The sequence below is a fragment of the Pseudomonas sp. KBS0710 genome, from assembly GCF_005938045.2.
Taxonomy (GTDB): Bacteria; Pseudomonadota; Gammaproteobacteria; order Pseudomonadales; family Pseudomonadaceae; genus Aquipseudomonas.
Map to the genome: position 1 here is coordinate 4,745,387 of NZ_VCCF02000001.1, position 22,954 is coordinate 4,768,340.

The 22,954-nt window shown below is 60.8% G+C and carries 19 protein-coding genes and 1 other RNA gene; 2 read left to right on the forward strand and 18 right to left on the reverse strand.

The genetic code is table 11. The features are described 5' to 3' along the window. The first annotated feature begins 184 nt into the window (after nt 1–184). Together FFI16_RS21720 and FFI16_RS21725 are read left to right on the forward strand one after the other, a co-directional pair. Nucleotides 185–1,507: an OprD family porin gene (locus tag FFI16_RS21720; protein ID WP_138816783.1), complete on the forward strand. Its 1,323-nt coding sequence runs from the start codon at nt 185–187 to the stop codon at nt 1,505–1,507. Nucleotides 1,508–1,695: 188 nt separating this feature from the next. Beyond that, the gene (locus FFI16_RS21725) at nt 1,696–3,186 is read left to right on the forward strand and encodes a sensor domain-containing diguanylate cyclase (RefSeq protein WP_138816784.1); all 1,491 of its coding nucleotides are present in this window, start codon (nt 1,696–1,698) and stop codon (nt 3,184–3,186) included. A gap of 93 nt (nt 3,187–3,279) precedes the next feature. Here the strand turns inward: FFI16_RS21725 and lpxC are convergent, their stop codons facing one another. The 18 genes from lpxC to rsmI all read right to left on the reverse strand — a co-directional run bounded on the left by lpxC (nt 3,280) and on the right by rsmI (nt 22,799). After that, complete coding sequence (lpxC, locus tag FFI16_RS21730) at nt 3,280–4,191, reverse strand: UDP-3-O-acyl-N-acetylglucosamine deacetylase (protein WP_003171886.1); 912 nt, start codon at nt 4,189–4,191, stop codon at nt 3,280–3,282. Nucleotides 4,192–4,303: 112 nt separating this feature from the next. Further along, on the reverse strand, nt 4,304–5,509 hold the full coding sequence (gene ftsZ / locus FFI16_RS21735) for a cell division protein FtsZ (protein ID WP_056858975.1): 1,206 nt from the start codon (nt 5,507–5,509) through the stop codon (nt 4,304–4,306). 66 nt (nt 5,510–5,575) lie between these two features. Then, on the reverse strand, nt 5,576–6,841 hold the full coding sequence (gene ftsA / locus FFI16_RS21740) for a cell division protein FtsA (RefSeq protein ID WP_138816785.1): 1,266 nt from the start codon (nt 6,839–6,841) through the stop codon (nt 5,576–5,578). A gap of 15 nt (nt 6,842–6,856) precedes the next feature. Then, nucleotides 6,857–7,726: a cell division protein FtsQ/DivIB gene (locus tag FFI16_RS21745; protein ID WP_017138182.1), complete on the reverse strand. Its 870-nt coding sequence runs from the start codon at nt 7,724–7,726 to the stop codon at nt 6,857–6,859. A gap of 4 nt (nt 7,727–7,730) precedes the next feature. Next, entirely contained in the window at nt 7,731–8,687 is a 957-nt protein-coding gene (locus tag FFI16_RS21750; RefSeq protein WP_138816786.1) for a D-alanine--D-alanine ligase, read from the reverse strand. Beyond that, entirely contained in the window at nt 8,684–10,129 is a 1,446-nt protein-coding gene (gene murC / locus FFI16_RS21755; RefSeq protein WP_138816787.1) for a UDP-N-acetylmuramate--L-alanine ligase, read from the reverse strand. The genes FFI16_RS21750 and murC overlap by 4 nt, the downstream gene beginning before the upstream one ends. Beyond that, nucleotides 10,122–11,192, reverse strand: coding sequence for an undecaprenyldiphospho-muramoylpentapeptide beta-N-acetylglucosaminyltransferase (gene murG, locus FFI16_RS21760; protein ID WP_138816788.1), 1,071 nt, complete (start codon nt 11,190–11,192; stop codon nt 10,122–10,124). Before murG ends, murC begins: the two co-directional genes overlap by 8 nt. After that, nucleotides 11,182–12,399, reverse strand: coding sequence for a putative lipid II flippase FtsW (gene ftsW / locus FFI16_RS21765; RefSeq protein WP_138816789.1), 1,218 nt, complete (start codon nt 12,397–12,399; stop codon nt 11,182–11,184). Before ftsW ends, murG begins: the two co-directional genes overlap by 11 nt. Next, entirely contained in the window at nt 12,396–13,742 is a 1,347-nt protein-coding gene (gene murD, locus FFI16_RS21770; protein WP_138816790.1) for a UDP-N-acetylmuramoyl-L-alanine--D-glutamate ligase, read from the reverse strand. The genes ftsW and murD overlap by 4 nt, the downstream gene beginning before the upstream one ends. Nucleotides 13,743–13,748: 6 nt before the next feature. Then, nucleotides 13,749–14,831 (reverse strand): phospho-N-acetylmuramoyl-pentapeptide-transferase, encoded by a 1,083-nt coding sequence (gene mraY / locus FFI16_RS21775; protein WP_017138188.1) that lies wholly within the window; start codon nt 14,829–14,831, stop codon nt 13,749–13,751. Beyond that, nucleotides 14,831–16,201, reverse strand: coding sequence for a UDP-N-acetylmuramoyl-tripeptide--D-alanyl-D-alanine ligase (gene murF / locus FFI16_RS21780; RefSeq protein WP_138816791.1), 1,371 nt, complete (start codon nt 16,199–16,201; stop codon nt 14,831–14,833). Before murF ends, mraY begins: the two co-directional genes overlap by 1 nt. Next, nucleotides 16,194–17,657, reverse strand: a complete 1,464-nt coding sequence (locus FFI16_RS21785; RefSeq protein WP_138816792.1) for a UDP-N-acetylmuramoyl-L-alanyl-D-glutamate--2,6-diaminopimelate ligase — start codon at nt 17,655–17,657, stop codon at nt 16,194–16,196. Before FFI16_RS21785 ends, murF begins: the two co-directional genes overlap by 8 nt. Then, a complete protein-coding gene (locus FFI16_RS21790) occupies nt 17,657–19,399 on the reverse strand; it encodes a penicillin-binding protein 2 (protein ID WP_178112748.1) in 1,743 nt (580 codons plus the stop codon). Before FFI16_RS21790 ends, FFI16_RS21785 begins: the two co-directional genes overlap by 1 nt. Continuing rightward, nucleotides 19,399–19,692 (reverse strand): cell division protein FtsL, encoded by a 294-nt coding sequence (gene ftsL, locus FFI16_RS21795; RefSeq protein WP_016974244.1) that lies wholly within the window; start codon nt 19,690–19,692, stop codon nt 19,399–19,401. The genes FFI16_RS21790 and ftsL overlap by 1 nt, the downstream gene beginning before the upstream one ends. Next, nucleotides 19,689–20,636, reverse strand: a complete 948-nt coding sequence (gene rsmH, locus FFI16_RS21800) for a 16S rRNA (cytosine(1402)-N(4))-methyltransferase RsmH (protein ID WP_017138192.1) — start codon at nt 20,634–20,636, stop codon at nt 19,689–19,691. The genes ftsL and rsmH overlap by 4 nt, the downstream gene beginning before the upstream one ends. After that, nucleotides 20,633–21,088: a division/cell wall cluster transcriptional repressor MraZ gene (gene mraZ, locus FFI16_RS21805; RefSeq protein ID WP_003171868.1), complete on the reverse strand. Its 456-nt coding sequence runs from the start codon at nt 21,086–21,088 to the stop codon at nt 20,633–20,635. Before mraZ ends, rsmH begins: the two co-directional genes overlap by 4 nt. 355 nt (nt 21,089–21,443) lie before the next feature. Further along, nucleotides 21,444–21,797, reverse strand: an RNA gene (gene rnpB, locus FFI16_RS21810) — RNase P RNA component class A. A gap of 96 nt (nt 21,798–21,893) precedes the next feature. Then, nucleotides 21,894–22,799, reverse strand: a complete 906-nt coding sequence (gene rsmI, locus FFI16_RS21815) for a 16S rRNA (cytidine(1402)-2'-O)-methyltransferase (RefSeq protein ID WP_017138193.1) — start codon at nt 22,797–22,799, stop codon at nt 21,894–21,896. Nucleotides 22,800–22,954: the final 155 nt, after the last annotated feature.

Sequence of the window (22,954 nt, forward strand, 5' to 3'; positions counted from 1 at the left end):
CACCGATGAGCGCGACGGCAAGGCAGCTTCCCGCTCACCCGAATTTCCCTCGACTTATTTCCAGGGCTCTACACTGGGAATCTGTTTAAAGCCGCTGACTTCAGCGGCTTTTTTTTGCCGTAAAAAAGGCCAGGCACACCCTCACGACATTGGCCGTTTTCGATTGACCAAAGGAGCTACACCGGTGAAGAACTCGCTGACGTTCACCCCGTTATTCCTCGCGATTGCAGCAACGATCGTCCCCTTTGCCCACGCGGCAGACTCGACCCCCGCTGACGGTTTCGTCGAAGGCTCTAGCCTCAAGATCAACACCCGCAACTACTACATGAACCGCGACCGCCGCGACATTCACACCGATGACAGCAAAGAATGGGGCCAGGGTTTCATCGGCACGTTCGAATCCGGCTACACCCAGGGCACCGTCGGTTTTGGCCTGGACCTCAATGCCATGCTTGGCCTCAAGCTCGACGGCGGCGGCGGCACTGACGGCTCCAGCATCCTGCCTTACGGCAGCGGCAACGGCAAAGCGCCTGGCGCGTTCTCCACCGCAGGCGGCACCTTGAAAATGCGTGCCTTCGACACCGAGCTCAAAGCCGGCGACCTGTTCCTTAACAACCCGGTGATCGCCGGCGGCATGACCCGCATGTTGCCGCAGACTTTTCGTGGCGTGAGCCTGGCCAACCACAGCGTCGACGGGTGGATGTTCGAGGGCGGCCAGGCCAGCTTTACCAAACTCTACAACCAGAGCGGTCACCGACGTATCGGCACCAGCTACGGTACGTTGCCCGCCAACGCCGACAGCCAGCACCTGAACTGGGCAGGCGTGTCCTTCAGCGGCATCCCGGGCCTGACCAGCAACCTGTACGCCTCCGAACTCAAGGACGTGTGGCACCAGTATTACTACGACCTGGACTACACCTACGCACTGAACGACTTGGTCAGCCTCAACCCGGGCCTGCACTACTACCACACCCAGGACACCGGCCAGTCGTTGCTCGGCAGCATCGACAACAACACCTACAGCCTGCATTTCACCGTGGGCGTGGGCAACCACAGCGTCACCGCCGCGTACCAGCGGGTCAACGGCAACACGCCGTTCGACTACATCACCCAGGGCGACAGCGTGTTCCTGGACAACTCCCAGCAATACTCCGACTTCAACGGCCCCAACGAGCGCTCCTGGAAGCTCAAATACGCCTATGACTTTGCAGGCCTCGGCATGCCTGGGCTGACGTCCGCCGTGTCCTATATCAGCGGCAAGACCGACCTGACCAAGGTCGACCCCAGCAGCCGTGGCTACAGCGCCTGGTACAGCGCCGACGGCAAAGACGCCAAGCACTGGGAACGCGACATCGACGTGAAGTACGTGGTGCAAGGCGGCAAAGCCAAGGACCTGGCCGTGCGCCTGCAGTGGGCAACCAACCGCGGTGGCAATGGCTACTCGGCGGTGGATCGGGATGTGGATGAGTATCGCGTGATTGTGGATTACCCGATCAACGTGTTCTGAGCAAAATCTGTCTGACGATGAATAGCTGATGTGGGAGCGGGCTTGTGTGGGAGCTGGCTTGCCTGCGATAGCATCGCTGCGGTGTTGCAGATGTACCGAGGTGTCTGCATCGCAGGCAAGCCAGCTCCCACACCAAACCTGCGTTTGCCTACTACGCTATTGGCATCCTCGAAGCAGAAGTACGCCCGATGAGCCCAAGTCTCAACCGACCCACCCGTCGCCCGGAACGCTTGCTGATCCTGGGCAGTTGCCTCACGGTCTTCGTGATCGTGGGGATCGTCACCGCGCTGCTGATTCGCGAACACGCCAATACCTTGCAGACCGCCAAGCGCACCGCCAATAACATCACCCAACTGATCGACGCCGATGTACTGCGCAACGTCGAACTCTATGACATGGCGCTAAAGGGCCTGATCGCCGCCACCGAACGCAGCGACCTACAGGGTGTGTCCGCCAATATCCGCCACCTGGTGCTGTTTGATCGCTCTGCCGCTGCTCCTTTCAAGGGCGACATTCTGTTACTGGACCCCAGTGGTGAAGTGATCGCCGACTCCTCGCTGCTCACACCCAAGACCGGCAACTTTGCTGATCGCGATTACTTTCAGGCACACCGCAAAAAACCGGACCTCGGGCTGTATATCAGCCGCCCATTCCTGGCCCGTTGCGTGTGTGATGACCAGTGGCGCATCGCATTCAGCCGCCGCGTGTCATCGCCGGACGGGCGCTTTCTGGGCGTGGCGGTGGCCTCGATGCGCCTGTCGTACTTCCAACAGTTGTTCAGCAGCCTGAACATCGGCGGCAACGGCACCATCAACCTGATCAACCACCAAGGCATCCTGCTGGCGCAACAACCGCTGCTGGAAGTGGACATGATCGACAAGGACTTGAGCCAACGCCCCAATGTCGCGCGCATGCTGCGCGAACGCGACGGCAGCTTTCGTGGCGTCTCCAGCGTCGATAACCAGCCACGGCTGTATAGCTTCTCGAATGTGGGCACCTTGCCGTTGATTGTCGCGGTGGCGTTGTCCAGCGATGAGGTCTTTTCCCCATGGCGGCGTGCAGCGTGGCTGGTGAGCATGGCCACAGGCGTGTTGTGCATCGGCCTGTTGTGGCTGACCTGGATGCTGAGCAAAGAGCTGCGCCGCCGCCACCGCGCCGAGCAAGTGCTGTCAGAACTGGCAGCCACCGACGCCCTCACCGGCCTTGCCAACCGCCGCACCCTGGACCAGCGCCTGCGCCTGGAATGGGACCGCGCACAACGTTCGACCGAGCCGCTGAGCCTGCTGATGATCGACGTGGACCACTTCAAGGCCTTCAACGACCTGCATGGTCATCACGGCGGCGATGAGGCATTGCGCGCAGTTGCCCAGGTGATCGAAGACAACATCCGCCGCCCGGCTGACCTGGCGGCGCGCTACGGTGGCGAGGAGTTTGCAGTGGTGCTGCCGCATACCGACGCCAAGGGCGCCTGGTTGATTGCCGAGCATATCCGCAGCAGTGTCGAGCATTTGCCACGGATGGCCGCTGCTGAAGGGCCCATTACAGTGAGTATCGGCATGAGCACCTGGCAAAAACGCAGCCGCATGTCCCTTGAGGATTTGCTGCTCAATGCTGACCAGGCGCTGTATGAAGCCAAGCACACCGGGCGCAATCGGATTGTGGAGGCGGCGGCCGTCTAGGTCTGATCGTCCAACGCTCCGCGTGGGAACGATCGGCATAAAAAAAGGCCACCCGAAGGTGGCCTTTCAAAACTAAAGAAAGAGAGTTGTTACTTACACCGCCGCAACGGGACGCATGTAAGAGATCGGTGCGGTGCTGGCATCTTCGAAGGTCACGACTTCCCAAGCGTCTGTCTGCTCAATCAACTTGCGCAGCAGCTGGTTGTTAAGGGCGTGGCCCGACTTGAAGCCTTTGAACTCGCCTATCAGGCTATTGCCCAGCAGGTAGAGGTCACCGATTGCATCGAGGATCTTGTGCTTCACGAATTCGTCTTCATAGCGAAGGCCGTCTTCGTTCAGTACACCATCCGCGTCGACCACAATGGCGTTTTCAACGCTGCCGCCGAGTGCGAGGTTGTGCTTGCGCAGGTACTCGATGTCACTCATGAAACCAAAGGTACGGGCGCGGCTGACTTCTTTTACGAACGAAGTGCTGGAAAAATCCACGCTTGCACTTTGGGTGCGGTCACGGAATACCGGGTGATCGAAATCGATCTCAAAGCTCACTTTAAAGCCTTCGAACGGGACGAAGGTGGCGCGCTTGTCGCCGTCTTCTACTGTCACTTCCCGCAGAATGCGAATGAACTTCTTGGCTGCGTCCTGTTCTTCCAGGCCGGCAGATTGAATCAAGAATACGAAGGGTCCAGCGCTGCCATCCATGATGGGGACTTCGGACGCGGAGAGCTCGACGTAGGCGTTATCGATGCCCAGGCCAGCCATGGCCGAGAGCAAGTGCTCCACCGTGTCCACTTTGACGTCACCGTTGACCAACGTGGTCGACATCGTGGTTTCGCCAACATTTTCCGCGCGAGCAGGAATCTGCACCACAGGGTCCAGGTCGGCACGAACAAACACGATGCCGGTGTCGACAGGTGCGGGCTTGAGGGTCAGGTATACCTTCTCCCCGGAGTGCAGACCTACACCTGTGGCACGGATAATATTCTTCAGGGTGCGTTGTTTAATCATGGCTTGGACCGCTTCAGCGCAAATTGCGAACTGGTATCAACAAAGGCTGGCGATAATAACAGACCAGACCTTTGCTGAACACCAATCACCTTCATAGCCCTGATACATTCCATTAATCGGCCTGACGACGCAAGAATGCCGGGATGTCCAGATAGTCCAGATCATCTTGCGGGTTCAGGCTACGGGACGCCGCAGCACCGGCCTGAGCCTGGTTGCGCATCACGGTCGGACGGTCCAGGTCACGATAGTTCACAGACGGCAGTTCCTGGCGCGCAGGCGCTGGAGCGGCAGCTTGCTGGCTGGCGTGGCTGTTGTGGCTGGTATGAACGGTATTGTCGATGACCTTCACAGGCTTCTCGATTTTTGCGCCCAGGCCGGTAGCAACCACGGTCACGTGCAGTTCGTCGCGCATGTCCGGATCGATAACGGTACCGACTTTGACCATTGCGTGCTCGGAAGCGAAGGCTTCGATGATGCTACCCACGTCGGAGTACTCACCCAGGGACAGGTCAGGACCGGCGGTGATGTTCACCAGGATGCCGCGCGCACCTTGCAGGTTCACGTCTTCAAGCAATGGGTTGCGGATCGCCGCTTCAGTGGCTTCGCGTGCACGGTTCGGACCGCTGGCGCAGCCAGTGCCCATCATCGCCATGCCCATTTCGCTCATCACGGTACGCACGTCGGCAAAGTCGACGTTGATCATGCCTGGGCGCTTGATGATGTCGGAGATACCGCGAACGGCACCAGCCAGTACATCGTCAGCCTTGGCGAAAGCCGACAGCAGGCTGGCGTCCTTGCCCAGGATGGTCAGCAGCTTCTCGTTGGGAATGGTGATCAACGAGTCGACGCTTTCAGACAGCAGACGGATACCTTCGTCGGCGATCTGCATACGCTTGCGACCTTCGAACGGGAACGGACGCGTCACGACAGCAACGGTCAGAATTCCCATTTCCTTGGCCACTTCGGCAATGATCGGGGCCGCACCGGTACCGGTACCGCCGCCCATGCCGGTGGTGATGAACACCATGTTGGTGCCTTGCAGCACTTCAGCAATACGCTCGCGGTCTTCCAGCGCGGCTTGACGGCCGACTTCCGGGTTGGCGCCAGCGCCGAGGCCCTTGGTCACGGCTGTGCCCAATTGCAGGATGGTCCGCGCGCCGATGCTTTTCAGCGCCTGGGCATCAGTGTTGGCGCAGATGAATTCAACGCCTTCAATGTTGCTCTTGACCATGTGGTTGACAGCGTTGCCGCCGCCACCGCCGACACCGATTACTTTGATAACCGGGCTTGCGGGGATGTTGTCTACGAGTTCGAACATGTTCCCTCTCCTTTCATTTTCTCTAGTTTTTTCGCCTACTGCTTACTGCGGTGTTGCGGTAAATCTTTAGAAATTGCCTTTTACCCAAGCCTGCAACCGCTCGAACAACGGTGCTTTCGCTTCGTCATCGTTGTTGCGGTAGCTGTCACGGATGCTCGGGCCCGACAGGGAAATGCCGTCGGTCTGCTTTTGCAGCCCGTACAACAGCAAGCCCACACCGGTGGAATAAATCGGGTTGCGCACTACGTCGCCCAGGCCTTTGACGCCATGGGGTACGCCCAGGCGAACCGGCATATGGAAGATTTCCTCGGCCAGTTCGACCGCGCCTTCCATCTTCGAGGTGCCACCGGTCAGCACGATGCCGGCCGGGATCAAATCTTCGTAACCGCTGCGGCGCAGTTCAGCCTGGATCAGGGTGAACAGCTCGTCGTAGCGTGGCTCGACCACTTCGGCCAGGGCCTGGCGCGACAGTTCGCGCGGTGGACGGTCGCCCACGCTTGGCACCTTGATGGTTTCACCGGCACCGGCCAGCTTGGCCAGGGCGCAGGCGTAGCGGATCTTGATTTCTTCGGCGTACTGGGTCGGTGTACGCAGCGCCATGGCGATGTCGTTGGTGACCTGATCGCCAGCAATCGGGATCACGGCGGTGTGACGGATCGCACCCTCGGTGAAGATCGCGATGTCGGTGGTGCCGCCGCCGATGTCGACCAGGCACACGCCCAGCTCTTTTTCGTCGTCGGTGAGTACCGAGTACGCCGAGGCCAACTGCTCAAGAATGATGTCGTCGATTTCCAGGCCGCAGCGGCGCACGCATTTTTCAATGTTCTGTGCAGCGTTAACGGCGCAGGTCACCACATGGACCTTGGCTTCCAGGCGTACGCCCGACATGCCCAGCGGCTCACGCACGCCTTCCTGGTTGTCGATCACGTAGTCCTGCGGCAGGGTGTGCAGCACGCGCTGGTCAGCCGGGATCGCCACAGCCTGGGCGGCGTCGAGTACGCGCTCAAGGTCGGCCGAGCTGACTTCACGGTCGCGGATCGCCACGATGCCGTGGGAGTTCAGGCTGCGGATATGGTTGCCGGCCACGCCGACGAACGCCGAGTGAATCCGGCAACCGGCCATCAGCTGCGCTTCTTCAATGGCGCGCTGGATCGACTGCACGGTGGACTCGATGTTCACCACCACGCCCTTCTTCAGGCCCCGGGACGGATGCGTGCCGATACCGACGATTTCGATCACACCGTCTTCCCCGACCTCGCCGACCAGCGCCACCACTTTGGAGGTGCCGATATCGAGACCGACGATCATTTTTCCGCTTTGCACGTTTGCCATGGGTCCTGCCTCTTCTTAATTCTTCGCGACAGCGGGTTTGGCTGTCGTCGGCGCAGCTGGTTCACGCCAGCCGACGGCCAGGCCGTTGGCGTAACGCAGGTCGACGCTCGCAATGTTCGTAATCTGTTCTTTCAAGGTCTTGTCGTAGATGGCAATAAAGCGGCGCATCTTTTCCACCAAGCGGTCGCGTCCCAGCAACAACTCAATGCCCGGGCCGGAACTGCCTGCCCCGGTGGTCAAAAACCAGCTGCCCCGCTCACGCAATTCCAGGCGTGCGATGGAGAAACCCAGTGGCCGCAGCATCTGGCTCAGCGCCTGGTACTGCTGCATCACTTGCTGCTGCGCCCGCTGCGGCCCGAACAGCTGCGGCAGGTGCTCATAGTTGGCCACTTCACGCGGCGCAAACGCCTGGCCCTGGTTGTTCAACAGCGCGCCATCGCCCCAACGGGCCACGGGCAGTTGTTCTTCCAGGCGGATCGTCACCTGGTCCGGCCATACACGGCGGACTTCGGCGTGGGCGATCCACGGCATCTGTTCCAGCTCTGCGCGCATACCCGCCAGGTCGATGGTGAAGAAGCTCGCCGCCAGGTACGGGCCGATGCGCTGCTGTACCGCTTGCTGGCTGATGTAGCTCAAGTCGCCCTGCACACTGATCTTGGTGATCGGCCGGTCGGCATACGGCAACAGGCGTTGTGCGCCCTCGTAAGTGCCGAAGCCCAACGCCACCAGCAACACCGGCCAGAACAGCGCTTTGAGAAAACCAAAGTTGGCTTTCGGCAGGCGCGCCGACATCGGCTCTTTAGCCACCATTCGGCTGGCACCTCGGGGCACCGGCTTGCGGCTGGGCACTGGAGGTTGCTGATGACGAAGCGATGCGCCGTTCATGGGGTTAGCCTCTTGGCTCAATGCTTGCGGCCAGGATCGCCAGCACTAACTGCTGGAAGTCCAGACCGGCAGCACGGGCTGCCATAGGTACCAGGCTGTGATCGGTCATGCCCGGAGCGGTGTTGACTTCAAGGAACCAGAAATTCCCTTGGTCATCCTGCATCACGTCTGCCCGCGCCCAACCGGCGATACCCAGTGCCTCACAGGCTTTCGCCGTGAGGTCCATCAATTCCTGTTCCTTGGTTGCGTCGAGGCCACACGGGATCCGGTACTGAGTATCGGAAGCCACGTACTTGGCGTCGTAGTCGTAAAAGGTGTGGGGCGTGCCCAATGCGATAGGCGGCAATACCTGGCCACGCAGGGTGGCGATGGTGTACTCGGGACCCTGGATCCACTGCTCCACCAACACTTGCGAATCGTAGGTACTTGCCGCTTTCCATGCGTCGATCAATTCAGCGGCCGAGTTCACTTTGGCCATGCCGATACTGGAGCCTTCATGGGCAGGTTTGACGATCAAAGGCAGGCCCAGTTCCTTGGCTGCAGAAATACAATCGTCTTCGCTGCACAGCACGCTGTGACGCGGGGTTGGAATACCCAGGCTGTGCCACACCTGCTTGGTGCGCAACTTGTCCATGGCCAGTGCCGAGGCGAGGATGCCGCTGCCGGTGTAAGGAATGCCCAGGCACTCCAGCAAGCCCTGCATGCTGCCGTCTTCTCCGCCACGACCGTGCAGAATGATGAAGGCACGGTCGATCTTCTCGGCTTGCAAGCGGGCGAGGAAGTCGTCGCCCACATCGATACCGAATGCATTTACGCCGGCGCTTTGCAGCGCTTCGAGCACGGCATTGCCGGACTTGAGCGAGACTTCACGCTCAGCGCTTTTGCCGCCGAACAATACAGCTACGCGGCCGAAGTCGGCGGGCGTGATGGTCGAGAACAGGGAGGCGTAGTCAGTGATCATTTCGACTTCCCCTTTGCCGCCGCAAACAGCGGGCTGGCGAGCAGCTTGGGCGCAAGGCCACCGATATCACCGGCGCCCTGGCACAGCAGGATGTCACCGGCACGCAGCAGCGGCTTGACGATCGGCGCCAGGTCCACACCGCGCTCGATGTAGATCGGGTCCAACTGGCCACGCTGACGGATGCTGTTGCACAGCTTGCGGCTGTCGGCGCCCGGAATCGGCTCTTCACCGGCCGGGTAAACTTCCATCAGCAGCAGCACGTTGGCATCGGCCAATACATTGACAAAATCGTCGTACAGATCGCGGGTGCGGCTGTAGCGGTGCGGCTGGTAAACCATCACCAGGCGGCGCTCCGGCCAGCCACCACGCACGGCTTTGATCACTGCAGCCACTTCGGTCGGGTGGTGGCCGTAGTCGTCCACCAGCATCACGTCGCCGCCGTCTACCGGCAGTTGGCCGTAGACCTGGAAGCGCCGGCCCACACCGGCAAAACGCGACAGGCCTTCGACGATGGCTTCATCGCTGACGCCCTCATCGGAAGCAATGCAGATGGTCGCCAGCGAGTTCAATACGTTGTGATTGCCCGGCATGTTCACCGACACGTCCAACGGCTCGCGGTCAGGGCGCAGCACGGTGAAGAAGGTTTGCATGCCTTCCTGGCGCACATTGATCGCGCGCACGTCGGCGTCTTCGCTGAAGCCGTAGGTCACGGTTGGGCGTTTGACCGATGGCAGGATTTCACGCACCACCGGATCGTCCAGGCACACCACCGCCAAACCGTAGAACGGCAGGTTGTGCAGAAACTCGACGAAGGTTTTCTTCAACTTGTTGAAGTCACCGTCGTAGGTGGCCATGTGGTCTTCGTCGATGTTGGTAACCACAGCGACCAGCGGCTGCAGGTGCAGGAAGCTCGCGTCGCTTTCATCGGCTTCGGCGATCAGGTAACGGCTGGTGCCGAGCTGGGCATTGGTGCCGGCTGCATTCAGGCGGCCACCAATCACGAAGGTCGGGTCCAGGCCACCGGCCGCGAACACCGAGGCGATCAGGCTGGTGGTGGTGGTTTTGCCGTGCGTACCGGCCACGGCGATGCCGTGGCGATAGCGCATCAGCTCAGCCAGCATCTCGGCACGTGGCACCACTGGAATACGGCGCTCAAGGGCGGTGGCCACTTCCGGGTTGGAGGTGTTCACGGCGCTGGATACCACCAGCACGTCAGCTTCTGCGGCGTTCTCGGCGCGGTGGCCGATAAAGATCTGTGCGCCGAAGGTTTTCAGGCGATCGGTCACCGGCGACTCTTTCAAGTCCGAGCCGGATACCTGATAGCCCAGGTTCAGCAGTACTTCGGCAATCCCGCACATGCCCACGCCGCCGATGCCGACGAAGTGGATACGACGGATGCGGCGCATTTCCGGCTGCGGCATGGCTTTCTGATTCTCAACCATGGGCCACCTCCAGGCAGATATCGACCACGGTGCGGGTTGCGTCAGGTTTAGCCAGGCGGCTTGCGGTGCTCGCCATGCTGTTGAGTCGTTCCGGTTGCATCAAAACCTCGGTCAGGCGTGCGGCCAAATCGGCGGCGCCAGTCGTTCTTTGCGGCAGCAGGAAGGCAGCGCCCTCCCCGGCCAAATATTCGGCGTTGCGGGTCTGGTGATCGTCGATAGCGTGGGGCAAAGGCACCAGCAAGGACGGCAGACCGGCGGCGGCCAGCTCACTGACGGTCAGCGCACCAGCGCGACAGACCACCAGGTCGGCCCAGCCATAGGCATGGGCCATGTCTTTGATGAAAGGCTGTACGTTCGCCTCGACACCGGCCTCGCGATAGCGGGTAGCGGTGATTTCATCGTGGTTTTTACCCGCCTGGTGGAACACCTCGGGACGCAGCTCCACGGGCAGCAGCGCCAAAGCTTCAGGCAGCAACTTGTTCAGCGGCTCGGCACCCAGGCTTCCGCCCAGGATCAGCAAGTGCGGCTTGCGCCCTTCCAGGGCCTGGCGAGCAATGGCCATGAACAGTTCGGTGCGCACCGGGTTACCGGTGGTGCGTAATTTGTCCGAGGCGCCAAAGGTTTTCGGGAACGCCTCGCACACGCGGCTGGCCAACGGCACCAGCAGGCGATTGGCAGTACCGGCAACGGCGTTCTGTTCGTGCACGATCACCGGCACGCCAGCGAGCTTGGCGGCAACACCGCCAGGGCCGGTCACATAACCACCGAAACCGAGCACGCACACCGGCTGTAATTCACGGATGACTTTACGCGCTTGCCACACGGCTTTGAGCAACACAAACGGTGCCTTGAGCAGGGACAATTTGCCCTTGCCGCGCAAGCCGGTGACGTTGATCAAATGCAGCGGCAAGCCGGCATTCGGTACCAGTTCATTTTCGATGCCGCGCGGCGTACCGAGCCAATGCACGGTGTAGCCACGGTTCTGGAATTCACGCGCACACGCCAGGGCCGGGAACACATGCCCCCCGGTGCCGCCCGCCATGATCAGCACGTTAGCGCCCATGGTTCGGCTCCTCGGCAAAATCACTCTCGCTGAATTCCATCTCTTCGCTGCCCAGATGAGTTCGACTCTCCCACTCGATGCGCAGCAACAAGCCCAGGCACGCGCAGCAGATCACCAACGAACTGCCGCCGTAACTGAGGAACGGCAAGGTCAGGCCCTTGGTCGGCAGCAGGCCGACGTTCACGCCGATATTGATCAGGAACTGGCCGATCCACAGGAACGACAAGCCATACGCCACATACGCGGCGAAATATTGCTTGGCCTTCTCGGCCCACAAACCGATGTACATGCCGCGTACACACACGAACACGAACAGTGCGACGGTGCACAGCGAACCCACTACGCCGAGTTCTTCGGCAAGCACCGAGAACACGAAGTCGGTGTGTGCTTCGGGCAGGTAGAACTGCTTTTGCACGCTGTTGCCCAGGCCAACGCCGAGCCACTCGCCGCGACCGAAGGCGATCAGCGCCTGGGTCAACTGGTAGCCGGAACCGAACTGGTCGGACCATGGGTCGGTAAAGGTGATCAGACGCGCCATCCGGTAAGGCTGCGCCTGCACCAGTACGGTCACGGCGGCCACGGCCAGCACCACCATCAAGGTGAAGCGGAACAACCCGACGCCGCCGAGGAACAGCATCGCCGCCGCCGCGCCCATCATGACGACGGTGGCACCGAAGTCGGGCTCCATCAGCAGCAGGCCAGCCATCGGCAGCAGCACGATGAACGGCTTGAAAAAGCCCATCCAGCTTTCGCGCACTTCTTTCTGGCGACGCACCAGGTAACCGGCGAGGTAGATCACCACGAACACCTTGGCGATTTCCGACGGCTGCACGTTGAACGCGCCGAAGCCGATCCAGCGCATCGAACCGTTCACCTCGCGGCCGATGCCGGGCAGGATCACCATGATCAGCAAACCAAACGCGCCGATCAGCATCAGCCAACCCAGGCGCTGCCAGGTGGCGATGGGGATCATCATGGTGACGATGCAGGCGCCAAGGCCGATCACCAGGTACACCAGGTGACGGATCATCATGTACAGGGTGTTGCCCGACTGCACGGCGGCCACTTCCGAGGACGCCGAGGTGATCATGACCAACCCCAGGCCCAGCAGCGCCAGGCAGCCGGCGAGCATCGGGAAGTCGAGGTCGACGCCACGGCCCGTGATGATCGGCGATGGGTACGGCTTGATAATATTTCGGAAATTCATGCCAAGGCCTCCACAGCGCGAGCGAACAGCTGGCCGCGCTCTTCGTAGTTCTTGAACATGTCGAAACTGGCGCACGCCGGCGACAGCAGCACCGCATCGCCCGGCTGGGCCAGGGCTTTGCATTGGGTAATCGCATCGTCCAGCGAGGTGGCGCGTACCTGAGGCACAGCGTCGCCCAGCGCGGCGGCGATCAAGTCCGAGTCACGGCCGATCAGCACGACGGCGCGGCAATGTGCAGCCACCGGACCTTTAAGGTCTTTGAAATCGGCACCCTTGCCGTCGCCACCGGCGATCAGCACGAGCTTGCCGTCAATATCAGCGCCGAGCCCTTCGATGGCGGCCAGTGCGGCGCCCACGTTGGTGGCCTTGGAGTCGTTGTAGTAGTTCACGCCATTGAGGTCGCGTACCCACTGGCAGCGATGCTCCAGGCCAGCAAAAGTGCGCAGGCTCGACAGCATCGCGTCAAATGGCAGGCCGACGGCGTGACCCAACGCCAAGGCCGCCAAGGCATTGGATTGGTTGTGTGCGCCACGAATTTTCAGCTCATGCACCGGCATCAGGTTCTGGAATTCGAAGGCCAGGTATTTCTCGCCGTTCTCTTCGCGAATGCCGAAGGCTTTGAAATCAGGTTTGCCCAGGCCAAAGGTCCAGCAAGGCATGCCTTCGCCCATCAGCGGACGGCTCAGGGCATCCTGGCGGTTGACCACAAATTGCCTGGCACCGCGGAAAATCCGGTGCTTGGCCAGGTGGTACGCCGGCAGGCCGCTGTAGCGGTCCATGTGGTCTTCACTCACGTTCAACACGGTGGCCACTTCAGCCCCCAGGTCGTGGGTGGTTTCGAGCTGGAAGCTCGACAGCTCCATCACGTACAACTCGATGTCGTCGCTGAGCAGGTCCAGCGCTGGCGTGCCGAGGTTACCGCCCACGGCCACGCGCTTGCCGGCTGCAGCCGCCATTTCGCCGACCAGGGTGGTCACGGTGCTTTTTGCGTTGGAGCCGCTGATGGCCACGATCGGCGCCTTCGCGTTACGCGCGAACAGGTCGATGTCGCCGGACAGCTTCACGCCACGTGTCGCAGCGGCTTGCAGGGCCGGTGTCGCCAAGGCCAGGCCGGGGCTCACGTAGAGCTCGTCGGCACGGCACAGAAACTCGACATCCAGCTCGCCACAACGCACTTCCACGTGCGGGTAGTCACGGCGCAGCGTGACCAGCTCCGGTGGATTTTCCCGCGTATCGGCCACAGCAAACGACGTGCCCTGGTTCGCCAGGAAGCGAACCAGGGACATGCCGCTCTTGCCGAGGCCGACAACGATGCGGAAGTGGTCTGAAGCGATCAGGGACACTCGTTTCTACCTCAGTTTCAGGGTGGCAAGGCCGACCAGCACCAGAATCACGGTGATGATCCAGAAACGGACAATCACGCGCGGCTCGGGCCAGCCCTTGAGTTCAAAGTGGTGATGAATCGGCGCCATGCGGAACACACGACGCCCGGTCAATTTGAAGGAAGCCACCTGGATGACCACCGACAGGGTTTCCATCACGAACACACCGCCCATGATGAACAGCACGATTTCCTGGCGGACGATCACCGCGATGGTGCCCAAGGCTGCGCCCAGCGCCAGCGCGCCGACGTCGCCCATAAAGACTTGTGCGGGGTAGGTGTTGAACCACAGGAAGCCGAGGCCCGCGCCGATCAACGCACCGCAGAACACAATCAATTCACCCGCGCCCGGCACATACGGGATCAGCAGGTATTCAGCGAATTTCACGTTACCCGACAGGTAGCAGAAGATGCCGAGCGCGCCGCCCACCATCACCGTCGGCATGATCGCCAGGCCGTCGAGGCCGTCGGTCAGGTTCACCGCGTTGCTGGAGCCGACGATCACGAAGTAGGTCAGCACCACAAAGCCAACGCCCAGTGGAATGCTGGCGTCCTTGAGCATCGGAATGATCAAGGTGGTTTCGACCGCGCTTGGCGCGGTCATGTACAGGAAGATCGCGGCGCCGAGGCCAAACACCGACTGCCAGAAGTACTTCCAGCGGCTTGGCAGCCCCTTGGAGTTTTTCTCGATCACTTTGCGGTAGTCATCGACCCAGCCGATGGCGCCGAACAACAGGGTCACCAGCAGCACTGTCCACACGTAGCGGTTGTGCAGGTCGGCCCACAACAAGGTGCTGATGCCGATGGAAGACAGAATCAGCGCGCCGCCCATGGTCGGGGTGCCGGATTTGGACAGGTGCGACTGCGGGCCGTCATTACGAACCGATTGACCAATTTGCAGGTTCTGCAGGGTGCGGATCATCCACGGCCCCAGGAACAGCGACAAAGACAGCGCAGTCAGCACACCCAGAATCCCGCGCAGGGTCAGGTACTGAAAGACCGCGAAGCCTTTGTGGAACTGTTGCAGATACTCAGCCAGCAGCAGCAGCATTAATGTTTCTCCGTACTTGAGCCACACAAGGCCGCGACGACGTTTTCCATCACCGCGCTGCGCGATCCCTTGATCAAAATGGTTGTTTGTTGGTCGTGTTCAGCCGCCACCAACGCCTGGATCAGCTCGGCCTGGGTAGCGAAATGCCGCGCACCGAGGCCGAAGGCGTCGACGGCGTGGGCCATATTCGGGCCGACGGCGTAGAGCGCGTCGACTTTGCCGCTCGCGTAGGCACCGACTTCGCGGTGGGATTGCTCGGCCCAGTCGCCCAGTTCAGCGATATCCCCCAGCACCAGCACCTTGCGCCCAGCGAAGCTTTTGAGCAGGTCGATAGCGGCGCAGATGGAGGACTGGTTGGCGTTGTAGGTGTCATCAATCACACGCATACCGTTGGTCGCCAGTTGCGCCACGGTGCGACCCTTGACGGGCTGTACCGCGCCCAAGCCGGTGGCGATACCGAACAGCGACACACCCAGGGCCGACGCGGCAGCGGCGGCGGCCAAGGCATTGGCGACGTTATGGTTGCCCAGCAGGTTCAGTTGCACATGCTCGCTGCCTTGCGGTGTGTGCAAGGTAAAGGACGGGCAGCCACGGGCATCGACGGTGATGTCGGCTGCGTGGAAATCAGCGGCCGCGTTGAGCACGGCAAACGTCAGCACCTTGCGACCGGCGGCGCGTACACGCCAGGTCTCGAAGGCCTTGTCGTCGAGGTTCAAGACAGCCGTGCCCGAGGCATCGAGGCCTTCCAGGATTTCGCCCTTGGCTTCGACGATCTTTTCCGGGCCACCGAACTCGCCCACGTGGGCGGTGCCGGCATTGTTGATGATCGCAACGTGGGGCTTGGTCAGCGCCACGGTGTAAGCGATTTCGCCGATGCGTGAAGCGCCCAGCTCGATCACCGCCGCCGTGTGTTCCGGGGCCAGTTCGAGCAGGGTCAGCGGCGCACCGAAATCATTGTTCAGGTTGCCACGGGTGGCGAGTACCGGCCCGCGCGTGCGCAACACACCAGCGAGCAGTTCCTTGACCGTGGTTTTACCGCTGGAGCCGGTGACGGCCGCAACCGGCTTGTCAAATGCGGCGCGGTTCAGCGCGCCCAACTGACCAAGGGCCAGGCGGGTATCGGCGACCAGCAACTGCGGCAGCGTCGAGTCAGCCACTTCACGCTGCACCAAGGCACCTGCGGCACCTTTGGCGGCAACTTCGTTCAGGTAGTCGTGCCCGTCGAAACGCGGGCCAGCCAGTGCAACAAACAGTTGCCCCGGCTTGATGTTGCGACTGTCGATACTGACGCCGTCGAAGCGGCAATCGCTCGACACGACGCGGGCCGACAAGGCCTGGGTCAGTTCGCTGAACTTCATCGCCTTAAGCATGGGCAACCTCCCAGGCAGTCAGGGCGTGATCAGCCTCGACCAGATCGGAAAAGGCATGGCGCTCGCCGTTGATTTCCTGATAGTCCTCGTGACCTTTACCCGCCAGCACTACCACGTCGTCAGCACTGGCGCTGGCAATCAGTTGGGCAATGGCGGCGCCGCGACCGGCAACGAAGGTGGCCTTGGTGGCGTCTTTAAAGCCGACACGGATGTCGTCGAAAATCTGGCTCGGGTCTTCGCTGCGCGGGTTGTCGTCGGTGACGAGCACGCCATCGGCCAGGCGCTCGACGATCTCCGCCATCAGCGGGCGTTTGCCGCGATCACGGTCACCGCCGCAGCCGAACAGGCAGAGCAACTTACCCTTGGCATGGGGGCGCAGGGCTTCGAGGACTTTTTCCAGCGCGTCCGGGGTGTGGGCGTAATCGACCACCACCAGCGGCTGTGAGCCGCCACCCAAACGCTGCATACGGCCGGCCGGCCCTTCGAGCTTGGGCAGTACCCGCAGGATTTCGTCCAGGGCGTAATCCAGGCCCAGCAATGCGCCCACTGCCGCCAGCACGTTGCTCAGGTTGAAACGCCCGAGCAAGGTGCTGCGCAAGTGGTGTTCGCCCTGGGGCGTGACCAGCGTGGCGAGCACACCTTCGTCATTAAATTGGGCTTCGCGGCAATACAGATACGCACTGGAGTCTTCCAGGCTGTAAGTGATCAGGCGCGCCTCGCTGTCTTCGGCAGCCAGTTGGCGGCCGAATGCGTCATCCAGGTTGACCACCCGGCACTTCAGGTCATTCCAGGCAAACAGCTTGGCCTTGGCGGCGGCGTACGCCTCCATGGTGCCGTGGTAGTCGAGGTGATCGCGGGACAGGTTGGTCATCACCGCCACATCAAACGCCAAGGCCGTCACTCGGCCTTGGTCGAGGCCGTGGGATGAGACTTCCATGGCAACCGCCTTGGCACCGGCCTTTTTCAGGTCGGCCAGGGTCGCTTGCACGGCGATCGGGTTTGGCGTGGTATGCAGGCCGCTTTGCAGCGCGCCGTAAAAACCGGTGCCCAGGGTGCCGACAATGCCGCAATGCTGGCCCAGCAGGTCGAGTGCCTGCGCGACCAATTGAGTCACGCTGGTCTTGCCATTGGTGCCGGTCACGCCGATCAGGTTCAGCTGACGGCTCGGGTCGCCATAAAAACGCCCGGCGATGTCCGACAGTTGCGCAGCCAGGCCCTTGACCGGAATCAATGGCACATCAGTGATCGGCAGCACGGTGGCGCCTTCGACTTCATAGGCGACAGCGGCCGCGCCACGCTGCAAGGCATCGGCGATGTGCGCACGGCCATCGAGCTTGCCGCCGGGCACCGCCAGGAACAGGTCACCGGCGCGTACGTTACGGCTGTCCAGGCTCAGTTCACGAATCAGCAGATCGCGTCCGGCGTGGGCAAAAATCTTGTTAAGGCTAAGAGACATCAGCCGCGCCCTCCATTGGCTTTGACAGCTGCGGCCGGTGGCCCGGCGTTCGCTTGTTGAGTCGGCGGCAGGTTGTCCGGCGTGATATTCATCAGGCGCAGGGTGCCGGACATCACTTTGCTGAACACCGGCGCCGATACCAGGCCACCGAAGTAGCCGGCTTTGCTGGGCTCATCAATCACTACGACGATGGCGTAGCGCGGATCGCTCATCGGGCCGAAGCCGGCGAACAGCGAGCGGTACGAGTTTTCGGCGTAGCCCTTGGTGCCCACCGCCGTTTTACGCGCAGTACCGGACTTGCCTGCTACGTGGTACGCCGGCACCTGGGCACGGAATACGCCACGCGGCGCTTCGATCACTTGTTGCAGCATGCCCTGCATGGTTTTGGCGACATTTTCAGGGATGACCTGAGTGGCCGGCGGCGCGGCATCCAAGTGAATCAGGCTCAGCGGAACCATTCGGCCATTATTGGCCAATACAGAGAAAGCGTGAGCCAATTGGATCGCGGTCACCGACAGGCCATAGCCGTAGGACAGCGTGGCGGTTTCGGCCTTTTTCCAGTCACGATAATTCGGCAGGTTGCCGACGCGCTCGCCCGGGAAGTCCAGGCCTGTGGGCTGGCCCAAACCGATTTTTTGCGCGAGCTGGTAGATGGCTTCACCACCGATATCGAAGGCGACCTTACTCATGCCCACGTTACTGGAGTTGATCAGGATACCTGTCAAATCCAGCACTGGACCTTCACTGCGCGACACGTCACGAATGGTGTATTTGCCCAACTGCAGGGTGCCTGGGTAAACCTCGACTTTGTCGCTTGGCTTCCAGCGCCCGGTTTCCAGGGCGGCACTCATGGACACGGCTTTCATGGTCGAGCCCGGCTCGAACACGTCGATCATTGCGCGGTTACGCATCATCGCCGGCTGCAGGTTGCGACGGTTGTTCGGGTTGTAGGTCGGCTGGTTGACCATGGCGAGGATCTCGCCGGTCTTGACGTCCATGATCACCAGGCTGCCGGCCTTGGCGCCGTTCTCGATGATCGCGTTACGCAGTTCGCGGTTGGCCAGGTACTGCAGGCGCAAGTCAATCGACAACGCCAAGGGCTTACCGGCCTTGGCGTTTTTGGTCACCTGGACATCTTTGATCAGTCTGCCGCGCCGATCCTTGATGACCTGCCGTTTGCCCGGCACCCCGGCCAGCCATTCGTCGTAGGCCAGCTCCACACCTTCACGGCCGTGGTCATCGATGTCGGTAAAGCCAACCATATGCGCGGTGGTTTCACCGGCCGGGTAGAAACGACGGAACTCCTCGATGCCATAGACACCGGGGACTTTAAGGTCGAGCACTTGCTGGCCCTGCTCAGGCGTCAGCCCACGGACCAGATAGATGAATTCTTTGTTGGCCTGGGTTTCCAGGCGCTCGCTCAGGGCTTTAGGGTCCTGGCCCAGGGCGGCGGCGAGTTCCGGCCATTTTTCCTTGGCGGTTTGCAGCTCCTTGGCGTTGGCCCACAAGGTGGTCACCGGCGTACTCACGGCCAGGGGCTCGCCATTGCGGTCGGTGATCAGGCCTCGGTGCGCAGGAATCGGGATGTGCCGCAGGCTACGGGCGTCGCCCTGACCGATCAGGAAGTCACGGTCGACCACTTGCAGGTCGATGATCCGCCAGGCAATGGCGCTCACCATCAATGCCAGCAAACCCAGCATCAGGCGGAAGCGCCACGGGTAGAGTGCGCCTTCGAGTTTCATCATGGCGCCACCATCCGAACTTCGGCCGCGCCCGGAATGTGCATTTTCAGCTGTTCGGTGGCCAGCACTTCGATACGGCTATGGGCCGTCCAGGTGCTTTGCTCAAGGATCAACCGGCCCCATTCCGCCTGCGCTTTATCACGCACGCTCAACTCACCGTACAGGGTGTTGAGCAATTGGCGGTTGTAGTGGGCGCTGTAGGACACCGCAATCGCGGACACCAGCACGCCGATAAACAGCAGCAACATAAAGAAGCTGCCGCCCGGGAGGGGCTTGGCGAAAAGCTTGCTCACCGCAACTTCTCCGCGACGCGCATAACGGCGCTACGGGAACGTGGGTTGGCCTTGAGTTCGGCTTCGGAAGCGAACTGCGCTTTGCCATGGATTTTGATTTTCGGCACAAAGGCTTCGAAACGCACCGGCAGGTTGCGCGGCAGGTTGTCGGACTCGCCCTTGACCAGACGACGCATGAACAATTTGACGATGCGGTCTTCCAGGGAGTGGAAGCTGATCACCACCAGGCGACCGCCCACTTCCAGGGCGTCCAGAGCGGCTTCAAGGCCGGCTTCCAGATCACCCAATTCATTATTGACGTGAATACGCAGGCCCTGGAACGCACGGGTTGCCGGGTTCTTGCCCTTTTCCCATGCAGGGTTGGCAACCTTGAGCACTTCAGCCAGGTCAGCGGTGCGTTCGAACGGCTGGATTTCACGACGTTCGACTACGGCACGAGCCATGCGGCCGGCGAAGCGTTCTTCACCGTATTCCTTGAACACGCGGGTGATTTCTTCATGGGGCGCGGTGGCGATGAACTGCGCAGCGCTGATGCCACGGGTCGGGTCCATGCGCATGTCGAGCGGGCCGTCGTTCATGAAACTGAAGCCGCGCTCAGGGTCGTCAAGCTGTGGCGAGGACACGCCCAGATCGAGCAAAACCCCGGCCACCTTGCCTGCCATGCCACGCTCGGCGACTTCGGCACCCAGCTCGGCGAAGCTACGCTGCACAACGACAAAGCGGCCGTCTTCGGCCGCTAGCGCTTGCCCGGTGGCAATCGCTTGAGGGTCTTTGTCGAACCCGAGGAGTTTGCCGTCGGACCCGAGCTGGCTGAGTATCAACCGGCTGTGCCCGCCCCTGCCGAAGGTGCCATCCACATAGCAGCCATCCGCGCGTACGGCGAGAGCCTCAACGGCTTCGTCAAGCAGTACGGTGATGTGGTTAAAGCCGCTATCAATAGTCACAGGATCAAATCACGCAGTTCATCAGGCATAGCGCCCGGTTGTTGAATAGCAGCCAGGTCTGCTGCAGAAACAGCATCCCAGGCATCTTCGTCCCACAATTGGAACTTGTTCAGTTGGCCCACCAGCATTGCGCGCTTATCCAGCTTGGCGTACTCGCGCAAGCGCGGCGGCACCAGGAAACGACCACTGCCATCGAGCTCAAGGTCGACGGCATTACCAATCAGCAAACGCTGCAGGCGGCGGTTTTCTTCACGCAATGAAGGCAGAGCGCGCAACTTGGTTTCGATCAACTCCCACTCATCGAGGGGGTAAACACACAAACAAGGGTCAACGGCGTCAATCGTGATGATTAACTGGCCTGAACTTCGCGAAATGAGCTCGTCACGATACCGGCTCGGCATGGCGAGACGGCCTTTTGCATCGAGACTGATAGCGTTAGCTCCGCGAAACACAGATGCGTTTCTCCAAATTTTAGCGTTTTACGTTCAAAAAACCCACTTTGTGCCACTTTCCGCCACTTGCGCACACTATAGGAATGCGCCCACCACACCGTCAAGGCGCGGATTCAAGGAAAAGCCTTACAGAACGGAGATTTAGGAACGTAAAAGGAGGAGAAACGCGAGTTCAGCGATGTTTTTGACTCAACAACCGCAAATAGCTCATGGAGCTATGGCTTAAAGTTAAAGTGATTTATTAAGAGTAAGATTTTTTTGGTATTACGAAGATGCATCTGCCAATGATTTGGCAGGGAGGGATTCTTGCGTTACTACCAGGTTTCTGTACGAGATTCGGACAGAAGGAAAAAAGGTGGAGAGTCGATCTGTAAGCCGGGTTCTGTCTTGAACAGTCATTCGTCTACGATGGCCATCACTGGACATCTTTAGCAACCTACCCGGTCCCAGCGCGGGCCACGCCTTGGGACCCTATTTGGTCTTGCTCCAAGTGGGGTTTACCTAGCCACGAACTGTTGCCAGACGTGCGGTGCGCTCTTACCGCACCTTTTCACCCTTACCGGCACCGAAGTGCTTAGGCGGTTATTTTCTGTGGCACTTTCCGTAGGCTCACGCCTCCCAGGCATTACCTGGCACTTCGCCCTATGGAGCCCGGACTTTCCTCCCCCCCCTAATTTTCATAGAGGGCAGCGACTGTCCAATCGACTCTCCGCCGCGCAGGTTAACGGCACGGCGGCTTCAGGACAAGTATTAAAAGTGCAGCAATGCCATCACGTTCAGACGGGAGACCGGTTTAACCCCGGAACTATTCGGCCTTCTGCTTATCCAGCGCGACTTGATACAACACGTTCTTGCGCAAGCCGGTAATTTCAGCCGCCAGGGCTGCCGCACGCTTCAGCGGCATTTCCTTGAGCAGCAGATCCAGGATGCGCATCGCCTCGCTGCCCACCGCGTCTTCATTTTCCGGTGCGGTCCAGCCGGCCACCAGCACCACACACTCACCGCGCTGCTGGTTACTGTCGCCCTCGACGAACGCCCGCAGTTCTTCCAGCGGCAAGCCCTTGAGGGTTTCGAAGGTCTTGGTCAGCTCCCGCGCCAACAGCGCCAGGCGTTCACCGCCGAACACCAACTCCATGTCTTGCAGACATTCCAGGATGCGGTGCGGCGCCTCGTAAAAGATCAAGGTGCGCGGTTCTTCCTTTAAGGCTTGCAGGCGCGCACGGCGCCCAACCGCCTTGGCGGGCAGGAAACCTTCGAAGATAAAGCGGTCCGACGGCAAGCCGGCGGCCGATAATGCCGCAATCAGCGCGCACGCTCCCGGAACTGGCACTACATTGATACCAGCGGCACGCGCTTGGCGAACCAGATGGTAGCCGGGATCGGAAATCAACGGGGTACCGGCATCCGAGATCAACGCCACGTCGTCGCCCGCCAGCAAGCGCGTGATGAAACGGCTGCCTTCCTCGCGCTCGTTATGCTCATGGCACGCAGCCAATGGCGTGCTGATACCAAAATGCTGCATCAAACGCTGGGAGTGCCGCGTGTCTTCGGCCGCGATCAATTTTACGTCGCGCAACACTTTCAGCGCCCGAGCACTGATGTCGTCCAGGTTGCCAATGGGCGTCGCCACGACAAAAAGCGAGCCTGCAGTGGAATTCAAAGGACCTGGAGCAGTCAAAACGCACACCTCGATGGTTAGGAAAAGTCGCATTGTAGCGCGTAGGCGCCTCGATAATATGCCCTCGGGTTCGGCCATCGATGCCGGCCCGTAACATTTACACGACCTAAATCGATGGTTTCACGCCAGTAACATCGCGCCTGGGCCAGTGCTTGGGTACAATTCCACGCTAATTTGATCGGTATCAG